This window comes from Haliscomenobacter sp. (assembly GCF_040403615.1).
Taxonomy (GTDB): Bacteria; Bacteroidota; Bacteroidia; order Chitinophagales; family Saprospiraceae; genus Haliscomenobacter.
The window spans coordinates 1-15469 of sequence record NZ_JBBAKG010000121.1 but is presented as its reverse complement, the minus strand read 5'-3'; the positions used below and the strand labels follow the sequence as shown (position 1 = coordinate 15469).

The following is a 15469-nucleotide window of genomic DNA, read 5'->3' as shown; positions in this document are numbered from 1 at the left end:
ACGAACGCAACAACTTCGAGCTGGAAGCGGGCCTGCGCCTGGAGTACGTTCAGCTAAAGTACGCCGTAAACCCCGAGCACAATACCTACAAAAGCGATGGCTACAACTATTCCCAACCTTTTCCGAGTGTTCGCTTGAGCTACAACTTGCCAGACAACCACAAACTATCCTTGTTTTACAACCGTCGGGTAGACCGTCCCGATGAAGGCGACATCCGTATTTTTCCCAAATACGATGAACCTGAAATTTTGAAGGTGGGCAACCCTGCTTTGCGCCCGCAATTTACCAATACTTTTGAATTGGGGTATCGAAGCTCCTGGGCCAAGGGATATTGGTACTCGGCCTTGTACCACCGCATCACCGATGGCACCAAAATCCGCATTGGGACTATCGTTCCGGGCAGCACCATCATTTACAACATTTATCAGAATGCAGGCCTGAGTTACAATACTGGGCTGGAATGGATACTCCAGCAATCGGTGTCCAAATGGTTTTCGTTCAATGCCAACTTCAATGTATACCGCAACGTCATCGATGCGTTCACCGTTGAAAACAAGTACCCCGTCCCGTCGGTATTTTCTGCAGCCAAACAAACCTTCACTTCTGGTAATGTCAAATTGAATGCAGCTTTCAAATTTCCCAAGCAAATCGACTTGCAAGTAAGCAGTATTTACCTGGCGCCAGACATCATTCCACAAGGCGAGATCGGATCAAGGTTTTCAGTGAATATGGGCTTGAAAAAAACCATCCAAAAGGGCAAAGGAGAATTGTACCTGAATGCAACCGATGTGCTGAATACACTTCGAATCCACAAGACCATTACTGGAAATGGATTTTATTACGTCACTACCGATTATTATGAAACACAGGCATTTCGAGTAGGCTACAGTCGAAAATTTTGAATGGTTTAAATTTTATCTTTTTGTTAAACCACAAATAAAATGAGCAAGACATTCTGATTGCGTCTATTTTTGTATCACAAAAATGCTTAAACAAGTTTTCAAAATCATCGAACATGAAAAATGTATTTGCTACCCTATTGACCATGGTAGGCTTGTGCTTCGCTCAGGGACTGCAAGCGCAAACGGCCAACGCCCCTCAGGACGAAGTAAAAGTAGTTACTGTAAAAGTAAGCGGGGTATGCTGCAATGGTGACCTGGCGACCCTCAAAAAGAAACTGGTCAACCAGGAAGGCATCGATGAGGTAACTGCCAACGATGCCAAAAAAGAAGCGACCAACATCAAGGTGAAATACCACACTGGGGTTATTTCCGAAGCAAAAATCCGCAGCTTGATTGAAAAAACCGAAGGTTGCGAAAAAGATGGCGAATTGCCTTACAAAGTAAAAGCAGTGACTTATCTGTCGCCTAAATAAGCTTATTAGCTTGTTCTCCAAGTTTTAGCCAAGCTTTCAGTGGATAACCCGAAAGTTTTAAACTTTCGGGTTATCCAGCCCTGATGATGGTACAGACAGGTTACTGTTCAAATTATACGCTCATGCGCTTATTCCTACTGTTCGCTTTCCTGCTTCCTTGCAGCCTTTTTGCCCAAACTATTAAAGGCAAAATCTTCGGGCAAACCCCCACAGGCAATGAAATTTTACCCGGTGCAACGCTGTCTTTAGTCGGAACTATTCAAGGCGTAGCGAGCAACGAATTTGGCGTTTTTGAAATCAATGTGCCCGCCACGGCTGACCGTCGTTTGGTCGTTTCTTTTTTAGGATTCAAAACCGACACAATAGCCATTGGCGAGCGTACTTATTTCTCCGTTTACCTCAGCCCTGATTCTAAAAATCTGGAAGCTGCAACAGTTGTAGCCCAACAAGGTGGCTCCTTTATCTCAGCCTTGCAAGGCATCAAAGTTGAAGTCATCAACCAAAAAGAACTCACCAAAGCTGCCTGCTGTGATCTGGCGGGTTGTTTTGAAACCCAAGGCTCCATTCAGGCACAAACCACCAATTTGCTACTCAATAGCAAAGAACTGCGCATTCTGGGACTGTCCGGGGTATACAATCAAATTTTAGTGGATGGCATGCCGATGATCTTGGGCAGTTCTTTTACTTATGGCATCAGCTCCATCCCGGGTACCTTGGTGGATCAAATTTTTGTGGCCAAAGGTGCCAATTCCGTTTTACAAGGTTTTGAAAGCATCAGTGGCCAGGTCAATGTGGTATTGAAAGAACCTAAACCCGACCAAGAAAAATTCCTATTCAACGCCTACCTCAATTCCTTTGGCGAAAAACACCTCAATGCCAATTTTTCCACCCTCTTGGGAAAAAATTGGAAAAGTTTGAGTTCCGTACACTTGGTTCAACCCGCAGGTAAACGCGATCGGGATGAAGATACTTTTTTGGACTTGCCCATGCTGACGCGCTTGGCCGTGTACCAAAAATTCACCTTGGGCGATGAACAAAGTCTGGGCTGGAGCAGCAAAATTGGCTTGCGTTTTTTGGATGAAAAACGGATTGGTGGACAAACTTCCTTTAATGCAGATCAAGACAGCGGTTCTAATCAGGTTTACGGTCAAACTGTACACTACCAACAGCCCGAATTGTACACCAAAACGGGTTATCGCTTTAGTCCTCAATCAAAAATATCGCTGATTGCCTCCACTTTCCAACATCGTCAATCTGCCTGGTTTGGCGTCACCCAATACGAAGCAAAACACCTGAATGCCTACGCGAATGTGCAATACGAGCAGCAATGGGCTCAAAAGCATGACTTAAAAATTGGCTTGAGTTACCGCCATCTCAATCTGGATGAAAAGATCCGTTTTTCCAACAATACCCTCCAGCGTACCTTCGACGGCGACTATTTGCGCCAGGAACGCACACCGGGGCTTTTTGCCGAAAACGTTTTTGTTTTTGATCGAATGAGTATCATTACTGGTGCCAGGGTGGATCACCACCGCCAGTTTGGTTGGCAGTTTGTTCCACGTTTCACCCTGCGGTACAATGCGGGTGATGCTACGGTCATTCGGGCAAATGTGGGTCGCGGCCTGCGTTCGGTAAACCTCTTTACCGAAAACATTTCTCTGCTGATCAGCTCGCGCGACATCCAGTTTGCTGAGCCCCTAGAATTGGAAAAGGCCTGGAATACTGGCTTCAACCTTACCCATACGGCCACCTGGAAAAAAGTAGTGGCTTCTTTTTCCATGGATTTGTACCATACGCGTTTCCAGAATCAAATTTTCCCTGATTACGACAGCGATCCAGGTTTGGCCATCATTCAAAATTTTCGTGGCGTTTCGATTTCCAACGGCTTTCAGCTGGATGCAAAATTCAATGTAGCCAGTGTGCTTGAAGCCAAATTTGCTTACAATTTTCTAGATGTATACCGCCGCAATGGAGAGCAAAAAATTCAATTGCCCTTCAATGCCAAACACCGGCTGATGGCTGCTTTTTCTTACGAACCCAAAAACAAGCAGTGGCACTTCGATGTGAATGTGCATTGGCTGGGTCTACAGCGCTTGCCCGATACCCAAACTTTACCGGAGAATTTCCAACAGCCCGGTTTTTCTCGTGCATATTCCGTGAGCAATACCCAATTCACCAAAGTTTGGAAAAAATTGGACCTCTACACAGGTTGTGAAAACCTGTTCGATTTCCGGCAAATCCGCCCCATCATCAATTGGGAAAATCCATTTGGGGAATATTTCGATACGGCTTTTGCCTGGGGGCCTACGCGGGGGAGGGAATTTTACTTGGGTATGCGGCTGAGATTGTGAAGAAATAGCCAGTTTGGAATTGCGAATTATTTCTAAAAATCAGCGACTTACAACAAATTAATTCAGAAAACGTTTTATTTTTGCATTGGTAACAATTGCTTAAAAATGCTCAAGATTTTACACCTCATTTTGGTACTCAACGTGCTGTTGTCCTCAACGGGGGTAACCGTATTTGAGCACTTGTGCCAAATGAAAGGCAGAACCATCGGGGTATTTGTCAAACCGTACAGCTGCTGTGCGCCAAAAGAAACCTATCGGACTTCCTGGCAAAAATCTCAAACTTGCCAGTTAGACAAAGCACCGCAAATCAACCGAAAGCCTTGCTGCCAGGACAAATCACAATTCCTTAAATCCGATATCAAGGGGGCAACGCAAAAAATTGCCTTACCTGCATTCCATTTTCAAGCTTTTGATTTTCAAGCCTTGCCTGCACGGGCATTAGCACTTGATTTCGCTCCCATCAGTCAAAAAACACTGCGTTTTTACCTGTATAAACCACCGCCTCAGGTGACCGATATTCGGGTGTTTATACAGTCTTTCCTTTGTTAGTTGTTGCTGCTATTCTGGCTTTTGTCGGTCTGACAAAAAAGCCCCGACCTCCTTGTTTCATGACTACTTTCAGATGATCTGGAGTATTTCGCTGATTGTATGGGAATAATTCAAGGGTCTAATATTTGACTTCATTTTTCCACCTTTTAATACTTATGCATGAAAAAGCTATTGCTATTCAATGCGCTGTTGTTTTTGTTCTGGACATTGTCTGCTCAGCAACAAGCAAGTAAAATAGACTTTAAGGTTCCTACGCCTAGCCCTGATGCTACTTTTACTCAACAATTTGGAGAGCTTGAAATCAAGGTGTCCTATGGACGCCCCTTGACACGAGGGCGCAAAATCTTTGGTGCATTAGTACCTTACGACAGTCTCTGGCGTACTGGAGCTGGAGAATGTACTACGTTGGAATTCAGAGCGGCGGTAATTATTGGCGACAAAAAAATGGAGCCGGGTAAATATTCCCTGTTTACGATTCCAGGTGCAGAGGAGTGGACGATTGTACTCAACACCGATGCTTCTTTGCATGGTTCTTTTGGATACGATCAAAAAAAGGATGCCCATCGCTTCACGATAAAATCGAGTCGAACCGAACGTTTTTACGAAACTTTCAGCATCGAGATCAATGATTTTAAGTTAAATGGCGAGGCTTCTCTGAATTTGCTTTGGGAAAATACGCTGGTCAGAATTCCCTTGCGTACCCCAGCGGACGATGATATTATGACCGAAATACAGCTGCGGCTCCTCAAAAACAAAGAACAAAATGCGGATTTGCTTTTTCAAGCGGCCAATTATTACTATGCGACCCGTAGAGACTTGCAACAAGCTGCACAGTGGGCTTTAGCCGCAGAAAAATTGGATCTTGAAAACTTCGCCATTCCCAATTTGGCACAAAAGATCTTTGCCGATATGCAAGACTATCAGATGGCCACCCAAATGGCTCAGCGCGCAATCGTTTTGGGAGAAAAGCAAAACAGAACCGCTGCTGTTGCAGCTTTAAAGAAACGCGTTGACGAATGGCTGAAGTTGAAGTAACACCTGCTAAAAACAACTTGACTTTAATCAATTTCTAAATACTATCAAATGAAAAACCTGTTAACCGCAAGCCTGGTGCTTGTACTTTCCATTGGTTTGTTTTCGGCTTGCCAAAACAATGCGCCCAAATCTGAAGTAAAAACCGCCGCAGCTGGTGTAAAATACATCTGTCCGATGAACTGCGAAGATGGAAAAACCTACGACAAGCCTGGCTCATGCCCCGTATGTCACATGGATCTTGAACCTACCAAGGCGGAGGTCGAAGCCAATAAATCGGTATACATTACTGCATTTTCCAGTAATCCTGCGCAATTTGAAGCCGGTCAACCGGGCATGATGTCGTTTACCCCTCAGATCAAAGGCAACGAGAGTGCAGCGGTACCGCTCGATCTTGTTCATGAGAAAAAAATGCACCTCATTCTGGTGAGCGACGATCTGTCTACGTTTGACCACATTCACCCGGAATTTTCTGCTTCAGGCAGTTACGACATCAAAGTGCTGGGCAAAGGGGAGAATTTCACCAATGGCCGTGGACACAACGAAACCCGTTTTGATGCCGGGGGCAAGTACTGGGCTTTTGCGGACTTCAAACCGACTGGTGGATTGAACCAGGTCAATAAAACAGAAATCAACGTGGTTGGCACACCCGCCAAAGCCATCGCTTACACTCAACCTAAACTGAGCACCACCATCGACGGGTTTACTCTCTCTCTGGAACCGGGACACGACGGAACGGGTTTTACCTCGGGTACTCAGCAACACATTCCAGTGTCGATCAAGCAGGGTGGAAAAGCCGTAGATCCTGCGACTTTTGAAAATTACCTCGGTGAAAAAGCGCACCTGGTGATGGTTGAAGTAGCCTCCAAGGAATTTGTACACACCCACCCGTCTGTAGAGAATGGAAAATTGGACATTCACACCACTTTTGCTAAACCGGGTACTTATCGCGGTTGGTTGCAATTCCAAACCGATGGCAAAGTACATACCGCTGATTTGGTGTTGAAAGTAAAACAGGGGCCGATGCATGACGATCATGCTGGTCATAAGGAAGACGAACACTCTGGCCATCAATAACCAAAAATTTAAAAAACCTTCAATTTAAAAAACCATGAAAAAGATTGCATTTTTCTTGTTTTTAGCTTTGTTTGCTCAGGTTGCCTTTGCTCAAACGGCTGCAAATGACAACCAGCAAAGTACTCAGTTCAAAGTGCTGGGCAATTGTAGCATGTGCAAAAAGACCATCGAAAAAGCTGCTCTTGATGCCGATGCCACTACCGCAAGTTGGGATGCAAAAACCGATATGTTGGCCATTACTTTTAAGAACAAAAAGACATCCGCCGATGCCGTTCAGAAGGCTGTTGCCATGGCTGGTTACGACAATGCTGGCTACAAAGCCAACGATGAAGCCTATAACAAGCTCCACGGTTGTTGCCAGTACGATCGTACCGGCGAAGCAGGAGGAACCAAGTCTTGCATGGCGGAAGAACCCAAAAAGCAATAGTTTATAATCGATCTGCTCTGGGTGTTTAGTAACAAAAATGCCCAGAGCAGCTTCATCTTTCTACCCATGCTCAATCGGATCATTTTATTCTCCTTACAAAATCGGCTGTTTGTAGTCGCTTCTGCTGCTTTGTTGCTCGTGTGGGGTACCTGGACTGCTGTAAAACTCCCGGTGGATGTTCTCCCCGACCTCAATCGTCCACGGGTAACGGTATTTTTGGAAGCCGGGGGCATGTCGCCCGAAGAAGTAGAGGCACAAGCAGTATTGCCCGTCGAAATCGCTTTAAATGGCTCTCCCGGAGTGGAAGTAGTGCGCTCCAGTTCCTCTCGGGGTATTGGCTTGGTGTTTGTAGAGTTTGATTGGAACGTAGACGTGTTCCGCGCTCGCCAACTGGTGGCAGAAAAACTGGCCACTGTTGCATTGCCCGATGGCATCGTTCCGGTGATGGGTCCCATTTCTTCGGTGATGGGGCAAATCATGCTCTTGGGGGTATCTACTAAGGCAGACAGCACCGGCAAAATACGGAGCTCCGCCGCCGATTTGCGCACTTTGGCCGATTTTGTCATCCGCCGCCGATTGTTGGCCATTAAGGGCGTAGCTCAGGTCATCCCGATGGGTGGGGACCGGCTTCAGTATCAAATCTTGGTATCCTCCGTAAAACTCAAACAGTACAACCTGACCCTTGAAGATGTCGGAGCTGCTTTGGAAGACGCTAATTTAAATTCAACGGGCAGTTTTTTCAATCGCTACGGCTCGGAAGTGTTGATTTCGGTATTGGGAAGAGCCAACAACTTGGAAGACTTGCGTAAAACCGTTGTGGCCACCCCAGAGGGCAATCCAGTTCTACTCAGTCAAGTAGCGGACGTACAATTCGGTGCAGCCATCAAGCGCGGCGATGCTTCCGTCAATGCACGTCCTTCGGTTGTTTTGACCATTGAAAAACAGCCTGGTGCCAGTACGGTCGAACTCACCGCAGCCATCGAAAAAGCACTGACGGAGTTACAACCTTCTCTTCCCTCTGATGTACTGCTCAATCCCCACGTTTTTCAACAAAAAAACTTTATCAAGAATGCCATCTCCAATGTAGAAGAGGCACTGCGCGATGGATTTATTTTGGTCATCATTGTGTTATTTTTATTTTTACTGAATTTCCGCACCACGGTCATCACCCTCACCGCCATTCCACTTTCTTTGGTTATCTCGGCATTGGTATTCAAATGGTTCGAAATTTCAATCAATACCTTGACACTTGGTGGATTGGCCATTGCCATCGGTGAGTTGGTAGACGATGCCATTGTTGATGTGGAAAATGTATTCCGGCGCTTGCAAGAAAACCAAGCTTTAGGAAAACCTAAAAATTCCTTACAAGTGATTTTTGATGCGAGTAGCGAGGTGCGCAACTCCATCGTTTACGCGACCATCATTGTGGTGTTGGTGTTTTTGCCACTGTTTCAGTTGCAGGGTATCGAAGGACGCATTTTTGCGCCGCTGGGCATTGCCTACATCACCTCAATCCTGGCGTCGCTACTCGTTTCACTGACCCTTACGCCGGCGCTGTGCAGTTATCTTTTGCCCAATTCAAATCTCAATGCAGGCCGTGAGTCCTGGCTGGTGCGCTGGCTCAAAAAGCAGGACTTGAAGTTGCTCAACCTGGGGCTATCTTACCCCCGCGCAGTGATTGCAGGCGCACTTGCGCTGGTGTTGGGAGCGGTATTTATGGTCACACGCTTCGGATCAGAATTTTTGCCTCCCTTCAATGAAGGTAGCTTCACGATCAACCTATTTGCTCCACCTGGCACTTCACTCGAAGAAAGCAATAAAATTGGTACCGTAGCCGAAAAACTCATCTTGCGCATCCCCGATGTACAGTATACCGCACGCCGAACGGGCCGTGCCGAATTAGATGAACACGTAGAGCCAGTCAGCAATTCTGAAATTGAAGCTGAATTGCGCCCAGATGCCCGACCGCGTTCAGCAGTGGCCGCAGACATCCGGAAGCAATTGTCCAATCTGGCCGGAGTGTCGGTTAGCATCGGTCAGCCCATTTCGCATCGACTCGATCATTTGTTGAGCGGGGTTCGCGCCCAAATGGCCATTAAAATCTTTGGCGAAGACCTCACTGAGCTCCGGGCATTGGCCGGAGAAGTTCAAACCGCCGTTAAAGGTATCCCGGGTACGGTAGACGTTCAGGTGGAGCGACAGGTACTCGTCCCACAATTGACCATTCGACTCGATCGGCTCGCCCTCCAGCGCTATGGAATTCAAACAGGTAAAGTAGCTCGCGACCTTGAAGTGCTGTATGGCGGTCGAGTGGTCTCCCAGATTTTAGATGGCCAAAAAACCTTTGACCTGGTTTTGCGCGCCGTTGCCGCAGACCGCGAAAACCTTGAAAATATCCGACAAACCCAAATTCATACCTCCACTGGTGGCGTAATCCCCCTGGAAAGCATTGCGCGGATTGAATATGAAAAAGGCATCAACACCATCAGCCACGAAAACGGCCAACGGCGCATAGTCGTTTCATGCAATGTACAAGGCCGTGACCTCGGTAGCACGGTTGCCGCGATTCAAAAGGCGGTGGGGGAAAAAATTGTGTTGCCACAAGGGTATTTTTTGGAATTCGGCGGACAGTTTGAAGCGCAAAAAGAGGCGTCGTGGCTCATCGGCATCTTGAGCATCTTTGTTTTGTTGGGCATCTTTCTGGTCTTGTATGCCCATTTCCGCTCGTGGCGTATCGTTTTACAGGTCATGCTCAATATCCCGCTTGCTTTGGTGGGCAGTGTGGTGGCAGTATGGCTTACGGGTGGTACTTTTTCGGTGGCTACAATGGTGGGTTTCATCACGCTTACGGGCATCGCTTCGCGCAATGGCATCATGATGATTTCCCACTATATCCACTTGATTGAACACGAAGGCGAACAGTTTGACCAAAAAATGATCATCCGGGGTTCCCTGGAACGGATGGTACCCGTGTTGATGACCGCCTTGGTAGCTGCATTGGCCTTGATTCCACTGACCCTCAATGCGCAAGCGGCAGGTAAGGAGATTCTTTACCCCGTTGCCACGGTGATTTTGGGGGGCTTGCTCTCTTCTACCTTGTTGGATCTGATCGTTACACCTACTGTATTTTGGCTTTGGGGGAAGAAAGCACTGGAGGAATATTTTGAAGGAAAGAATCAATCTGCAAAACTGGAAATTGACAATAATCTGTTATGAAACTTTGGGTAAAAATATGCATCCTGAGCATGCTGGCTCGAACCGCTACGGCACAAACCTCTGTTGAGGCCGTGGTTGATGCCGTGTTCAAAAACCATCCGCTCTTACAAGCTGCTTCATTCAGCACGCAAGCCAAAAAATACGCTGAAAAGTCGGCTTTGAGCCTGCCCAATCCGGAAGTGAACATAGAAAGCCCTACCGGGGAATTTTATGCAGTTGGGATACTACAATCTTTTGATTTTCCGACGGTGTATGCGCGGAAAAAACAAGTGGCACAGGCCGAAACTGCCCTTGCTCAAGTGGGGCAAAAGGTGAACGAAAACGACTTGCGTTATGCCGCACGGCAATTGTACCTGAATGCCCAGGCAAGTGCATACCAGGCAGGCCAATGGGGCGTGCGGGATAGTTTGTATCACAGCATCATTGCTGCCGCTGCTCGACAATTTGCGGCTGGAGAAATTAATTTTTTACAAAAAACACTGGTAGAAAACGAAGCTGCCAAGGTTCATCAGGAACGCTTGGCGGCCGAACGTAAGGCTGCAGCGGCTCGGAATCAGTTGATCCTTTTGAGCGGATTGACTGATCTCGGCACATTGGCACCATTGCTTGCAGATACCCTGGGGCTAAAGTTTAGCTCCGCATCAACCGATAATCCAAATGTCGCCTACGAACAACAAGCCGTTCAAGTAGCCGAACGGCAGCTTAGCCTCGCCAAAAGCCAGGCACTGCCCAATTTTTCCCTGGGGTACTTAAATCAGGGCGCTCGGGGTACTCCACTGGATTATCGTTTTCGGGCAGCAGTGGGCATTCCACTCTGGACTGGACAATATCAGGGCGGCCGTCGAAGTGCCGAAGCTGAGGCCAAGGCTGCCCAAAGCCGAGTGGATGCACAAACCCAATCCGTCTCACTGGAGTTCGCCACTATCAGTACCGACGCACTTACTGCATTGGACAACATTCGTTACAACGAGCGGGAGGCATTGCAACGCAGTCGTTTGCTCATCACTACCGCAAGCAGATTGCGCGAAGCTGGAGAAGTGAATTACGTTGACTTTCTGCGCACCCTGGATGAAGCTTTTTCTATTACCCGTGAATACGCCCTGCAGTTGCAAGCGTTTGAATCCGCAAGGATAAAAATGCTGTATTTCTCAGGCAAATGAATGTAAAGCAATGATTTTAATCTAAAAAATACTTTGGTTATGAAACCAACTTTGCGTTTTACCCATTTTTTTTGCTTGGCAATATTTATCTTACTTTTGCCCCTCTCCATTTTTGCACATGGCGACGAAGTTCCCACTGACCTCGGTGTGGCCAAGGACCATTTTACCGCTTACGGCCAATCAGATCGGTATGAACTCACGTGCTATTACCCCGAACTCAAAGCCGGGCAACCCGCGCACCTGACCTTTTTCGTTGCCGATTATAAAACCAATCGCCCCATTGATAAAGCAGAGCTGAAAATCAGTGCCATGGAAGATGCCAAAATGGTTTTCGAGGTCAAGATACTTTCTCCGGGGGTGTACGAGTTGCACAGTACCTTCAAAGGAAACAAAATATATACCCTCAATGTACAAATCAACCATCCCAATGGCGCAGACCTGATTGGGGTGCAAGGCATTGCAGTAGGGAAAAAATTAAATACCGGGGCTGACGTCGCAATTTCTCCAACGAACCAAGCTGCTGGACATTGGCTATGGCTGGCTGGTGGAATCTTGCTGGGCGGCTTGGGCATGTGGGTAGTAAGTCGGCGGCGTAGTCGAGTGTTGACCATTTTGTTTTTGTTGGCTAGTGCCTGGTTTTCAACGCCGAATTTGAATCCTGTTTTTGCCCATGGCGACGAGGATCACGGCCCGGCAGCGGGAGGCACCAGTTATGGCAAGACGGTTTATGCCCCAAAGGAAACGCAATTTCTATTTGAAATCTCAACCCAATCCATTGAAAAGGACGATTACCAGTCGGCGGCCACCGTGTTTGGCACTGTGATTCCGTCGTCAGGGGGTATGGGTACGGTCGTTGTGCCGCAAAGTGGCCGCATTACCCGGGTCAATGTTCAGGTAGGTCAATCTGTGCGCGCTGGGCAGACTTTGGCGGTCTTACAGCAGAATGTGGGCACGTCTGATCAAGTAAATATTGCTGCAAATAATGCGGGTCTGGCGGTACAAATCGAAACCGCAAAAGCCCGTCTTGCTGCCGCAAAACGTGAATATGAACGCCTGAAAAAAATTGAAGACATTGCCGCCGGGCGAGATGTTCAAGCCTCAGAAGCTGCTTTTAATGCCGCCAGGGTTGAATTGCAAACCCTGGAAAAAAGTGCAGTCAGCGCCAATGCCTCGGCCAATCAGCGCACTGTAACGCTGCAGGCCCCCATTGCCGGCATCATCGGTGCATTTACGCTTACCCCCGGCTCTGAGGTTGTAGCGGGGCAAACGTTGTTTACAGTAACAAATTTAAACAAGATTTATGTGGAAGCGCAAGTCTTTAGCCAGGATTTACCGACCATTCAAGCGGGCAATACATTTTTGGTAACTTCTTCCACTAATGACCAAAAAACAGCCGAAGTTCGAATCATTTCTCAAGCACAATCGCTAGATCCAGGCAATCAAAGCCAACGCGTACTCTTTGAAATGGTGAATCCTCAGGGCACATTCAAAATTGGCGAATTTGTTACGGTCAAAGCGGTAAACCAGCAATCCAGCCGTGAAATTGCCGTACCGAATACTGCTCTGACCGAAATAAATGGCAAAACAGCGATTTTTCATAAACGGGCACCAGAACAGTATGAACTGACTTACGTCCAGACGGGAGAAAACGATGGTTCTCGCACGCTAATCCTGAAAGGCCTGGAGGAAAGTAAAAGAATTGTGGTAAGCGGAGTTTATGAGGTGAAGATGATGTACTTGAACCAATAACTTTTACAGCAGCCGAGTACCACAAAAAATTAAACATACGCTTACACCCTCGTATTTCAAAACCTTGAGACACGCAAGCAATTGTCTCTGGACAAACTGTAAATTATTCAAACCTTATCCATAATTGTGCAGATTCCATTTATTGACCCGATTGCTCCGGGCGACAATCCTAGATTGCTCGCTCGGAGCAATGCTTTTAAAATTCCATCATGGTTCAAAAAATAATCGGGCTCGCCTTACAAAATAAACTGCTGGTGCTGATGGTCTCCGCAGCCTTGTTTGCTTATGGCTTGTACTCCATCCAGAAAAACCCCATCGATGCGATTCCCGATTTAAGTGAAAACCAGGTGATTGTTTTCACGGAATGGATGGGGCGAAGTCCTCAGGTTATCGAGGATCAGGTTACTTATCCGCTGGTGAGCAACTTGCAAGGCATCCCGAAAATCAAAAATATCCGGGGCAGTTCGATGTTCGGGATGAGCTTTGTCTACGTGATTTTTGAAGACAATGTGGATATTTATTGGGCCAGAACCAGGGTGCTGGAGCGACTCAATTTTGCACAACGTTTGCTGCCGCAGGGGGTTACCCCTTCTTTGGGGCCAGATGGAACAGGGGTTGGACACATCTTTTGGTACCACCTTGATGCCCCCAAAATGGACTTGGGCGAGCAAAGAGCACTGCAGGATTGGTACATCAAATTTGCACTACAAACCGTTCCTGGCGTAGCTGAAGTGGCCTCTTTTGGCGGCTTTGAAAAGCAATACCAATTGATCATTGATCCAGTGAAACTCCAGTTCTACAACATTTCCCTGATGGACATCATGAACAAGGTCAAAGCCAACAACAACGATGTCGGTGGCCGAAAATTTGAAATGGCCGATATGGCTTACATCATCCGTGGCCTGGGGTACATCAAAAACAAAGCCGACATTGAAGAGATTGCTTTGAGCAATTACGATGGCATTCCCGTGAGGGTAAAAGACATTGGCAGGGTGCAAATGGGTGGAGATTTACGACTCGGAATTTTTGATATGGACGGTCAGGGTGAAGTAGTAGGTGGGATCGTGGTCATGAGATACGGCGAAAATGCCAATAGTGTAATCGCTGCCATCAAAGAAAAAATGCAGGAAGTAGAAAAAGGACTACCTGAAGGCGTAACGTTTAAAACCTCATACGACCGCAGCACCTTGATCGGAGAGGCCATCGAATCGGTAAAAGGAACCTTGATTGAAGAAATCATCACGGTTTCCATCGTCGTACTGGTCTTTCTTTTTCATTGGCGCAGCGCATTGATTATTTTGATTCAGTTGCCGATTTCCGTAGCGGCAGGGTTTATCTTTCTGGAGATGTTTGGCATTTCCTCCAACATCATGTCTTTAACCGGTATTGCCCTGGCCATCGGGGTAGTAGTAGACGATGGCATTGTGATGGTCGAAAACGCCTACCGCCACCTCAGTGAAGCACAGGCCGAAAAACTCAATTCTACTCCGAAGTAATTTTTTGCGTCATCCTAAAACGTGATCATGGCAAACTGGTTCAAACGAAAAAAAGACCCGCTAACCCCCGAGGAAAGAGCAGCAATCATTGAAAATTCTTCCAAACAAGTTGGGCCTGGCGTGTTTTATTCTACCATCATCGTTGTCGCTTCTTTTCTCCCAGTATTTTTATTGACGGGTATGGAAGGCAAGCTTTTTCATCCTCTTGCCTGGACAAAGACCTTCATCCTGCTGATTGATGCAATTTTGGCCATAACCCTGACCCCTGTGCTGATTTCAATTTTTCTGAAAGGAAATTTAAAACCTGAGCAGGCCAATCCAATCACCAGTACCCTGGAAAAAATCTATACTCCCATTCTGAAATGGTGCTTGAAATGGCGGGGAATTACCCTGGCACTCAACATTGCTGCCTTGGCTGCTGGTTTTGTGATGCTGACCCGCCTGGGTTCAGAGTTTATGCCACCCCTAGACGAGGGTTCGCTGTTGTTTATGCCGGTTACTTTGCCCGATGTATCCAATTCTGAAGCCAAGCGATTGTTGCAGGTACAGGATAAATTGATCCGCACTGTCCCCGAAGTGGCACATGTACTCGGCAAAGCTGGCCGGGCAAATACGGCTACCGACAATTCTCCAATCAGCATGATCGAGACCATCATTTTGCTGAAACCCAAACACGAATGGCGCGAAGGCCTGAGCAAAGAAGGCATCATCAATGAGCTGAACGCCAAAATGCAAATTCCCGGCGTGACCAATGGCTGGACCCAGCCCATCATCAACCGCATCAACATGCTCTCAACGGGTATTCGCACCGATGTAGGCATCAAAGTATACGGACAAAACCTGGACAGCATCTACACTTTTGCCCAAACCATCAAAAAACACCTGGAAGGAATCGATGGCGTGAAGGACTTGTACGTAGAGCCCATCACCGGAGGGAAGTACATCGACATCGTCATCAAAAGGGAAGAGATTGGCCGCTACGGCCTGAGCGTAGACGATGTGAATGTCATCATTGAAAGTGCGCTCGGGGGGATGAA

The 15469-nt window shown here is 47.2% G+C and carries 10 protein-coding genes and 1 pseudogene; all 11 read left to right on the top strand.

Features of this window, described 5'->3' with window-relative positions; all coding sequences use genetic code 11:
• On the top strand, positions 1-902 hold a 902-nt coding region (locus ABW391_RS25145; RefSeq protein WP_353484662.1), incomplete at its 5' end, for an outer membrane beta-barrel family protein.
• Between the two features lie 113 nt (positions 903-1015).
• Positions 1016-1375 carry a heavy-metal-associated domain-containing protein gene (locus ABW391_RS25140; RefSeq protein ID WP_353484661.1) on the top strand — a complete coding sequence of 120 codons (360 nt, stop codon included), beginning with the start codon at positions 1016-1018 and terminating at the stop codon, positions 1373-1375.
• Positions 1376-1497: 122 nt separating this feature from the next.
• Complete coding sequence (locus ABW391_RS25135) at positions 1498-3726, top strand: TonB-dependent receptor (protein ID WP_353484660.1); 2229 nt, start codon at positions 1498-1500, stop codon at positions 3724-3726.
• 105 nt (positions 3727-3831) lie between these two features.
• Positions 3832-4275, top strand: a complete 444-nt coding sequence (locus ABW391_RS25130) for an HYC_CC_PP family protein (RefSeq protein WP_353484659.1) — start codon at positions 3832-3834, stop codon at positions 4273-4275.
• Positions 4276-4434: 159 nt separating this feature from the next.
• On the top strand, positions 4435-5310 hold the full coding sequence (locus ABW391_RS25125) for a DUF2911 domain-containing protein (RefSeq protein WP_353484658.1): 876 nt from the start codon (positions 4435-4437) through the stop codon (positions 5308-5310).
• A 48-nt stretch (positions 5311-5358) separates the two neighbouring features.
• Positions 5359-6384 carry a DUF8832 domain-containing protein gene (locus tag ABW391_RS25120; RefSeq protein ID WP_353484657.1) on the top strand — a complete coding sequence of 342 codons (1026 nt, stop codon included), beginning with the start codon at positions 5359-5361 and terminating at the stop codon, positions 6382-6384.
• A 34-nt stretch (positions 6385-6418) separates the two neighbouring features.
• Positions 6419-6811 (top strand): heavy-metal-associated domain-containing protein, encoded by a 393-nt coding sequence (locus ABW391_RS25115; protein WP_353484656.1) that lies wholly within the window; start codon positions 6419-6421, stop codon positions 6809-6811.
• Positions 6812-6877: 66 nt separating this feature from the next.
• Positions 6878-10027, top strand: a complete 3150-nt coding sequence (locus ABW391_RS25110; protein ID WP_353484655.1) for an efflux RND transporter permease subunit — start codon at positions 6878-6880, stop codon at positions 10025-10027.
• Complete coding sequence (locus ABW391_RS25105; protein WP_353484654.1) at positions 10024-11187, top strand: TolC family protein; 1164 nt, start codon at positions 10024-10026, stop codon at positions 11185-11187. The genes ABW391_RS25110 and ABW391_RS25105 overlap by 4 nt, the downstream gene beginning before the upstream one ends.
• A gap of 39 nt (positions 11188-11226) precedes the next feature.
• Positions 11227-12936: an efflux RND transporter periplasmic adaptor subunit gene (locus ABW391_RS25100; RefSeq protein ID WP_353484653.1), complete on the top strand. Its 1710-nt coding sequence runs from the start codon at positions 11227-11229 to the stop codon at positions 12934-12936.
• 209 nt (positions 12937-13145) lie between these two features.
• Positions 13146-15469, top strand: a pseudogene (locus tag ABW391_RS25095) (efflux RND transporter permease subunit); the annotation flags it as partial.

Excerpts from the sequence above, each read along its gene's own strand:
- ABW391_RS25140 (WP_353484661.1), top strand. The coding sequence starts at position 1,016 with ATGAAAAATGTATTTGCTACCCTATTGACCATGGTAGGCTTGTGCTTC.
- ABW391_RS25135 (WP_353484660.1), top strand. The coding sequence starts at position 1,498 with ATGCGCTTATTCCTACTGTTCGCTTTCCTGCTTCCTTGCAGCCTTTTT.
- ABW391_RS25130 (WP_353484659.1), top strand. The coding sequence starts at position 3,832 with ATGCTCAAGATTTTACACCTCATTTTGGTACTCAACGTGCTGTTGTCC.
- ABW391_RS25125 (WP_353484658.1), top strand. The coding sequence starts at position 4,435 with ATGAAAAAGCTATTGCTATTCAATGCGCTGTTGTTTTTGTTCTGGACA.
- ABW391_RS25120 (WP_353484657.1), top strand. The coding sequence starts at position 5,359 with ATGAAAAACCTGTTAACCGCAAGCCTGGTGCTTGTACTTTCCATTGGT.
- ABW391_RS25115 (WP_353484656.1), top strand. The coding sequence starts at position 6,419 with ATGAAAAAGATTGCATTTTTCTTGTTTTTAGCTTTGTTTGCTCAGGTT.
- ABW391_RS25110 (WP_353484655.1), top strand. The coding sequence starts at position 6,878 with ATGCTCAATCGGATCATTTTATTCTCCTTACAAAATCGGCTGTTTGTA.
- ABW391_RS25105 (WP_353484654.1), top strand. The coding sequence starts at position 10,024 with ATGAAACTTTGGGTAAAAATATGCATCCTGAGCATGCTGGCTCGAACC.
- ABW391_RS25100 (WP_353484653.1), top strand. The coding sequence starts at position 11,227 with ATGAAACCAACTTTGCGTTTTACCCATTTTTTTTGCTTGGCAATATTT.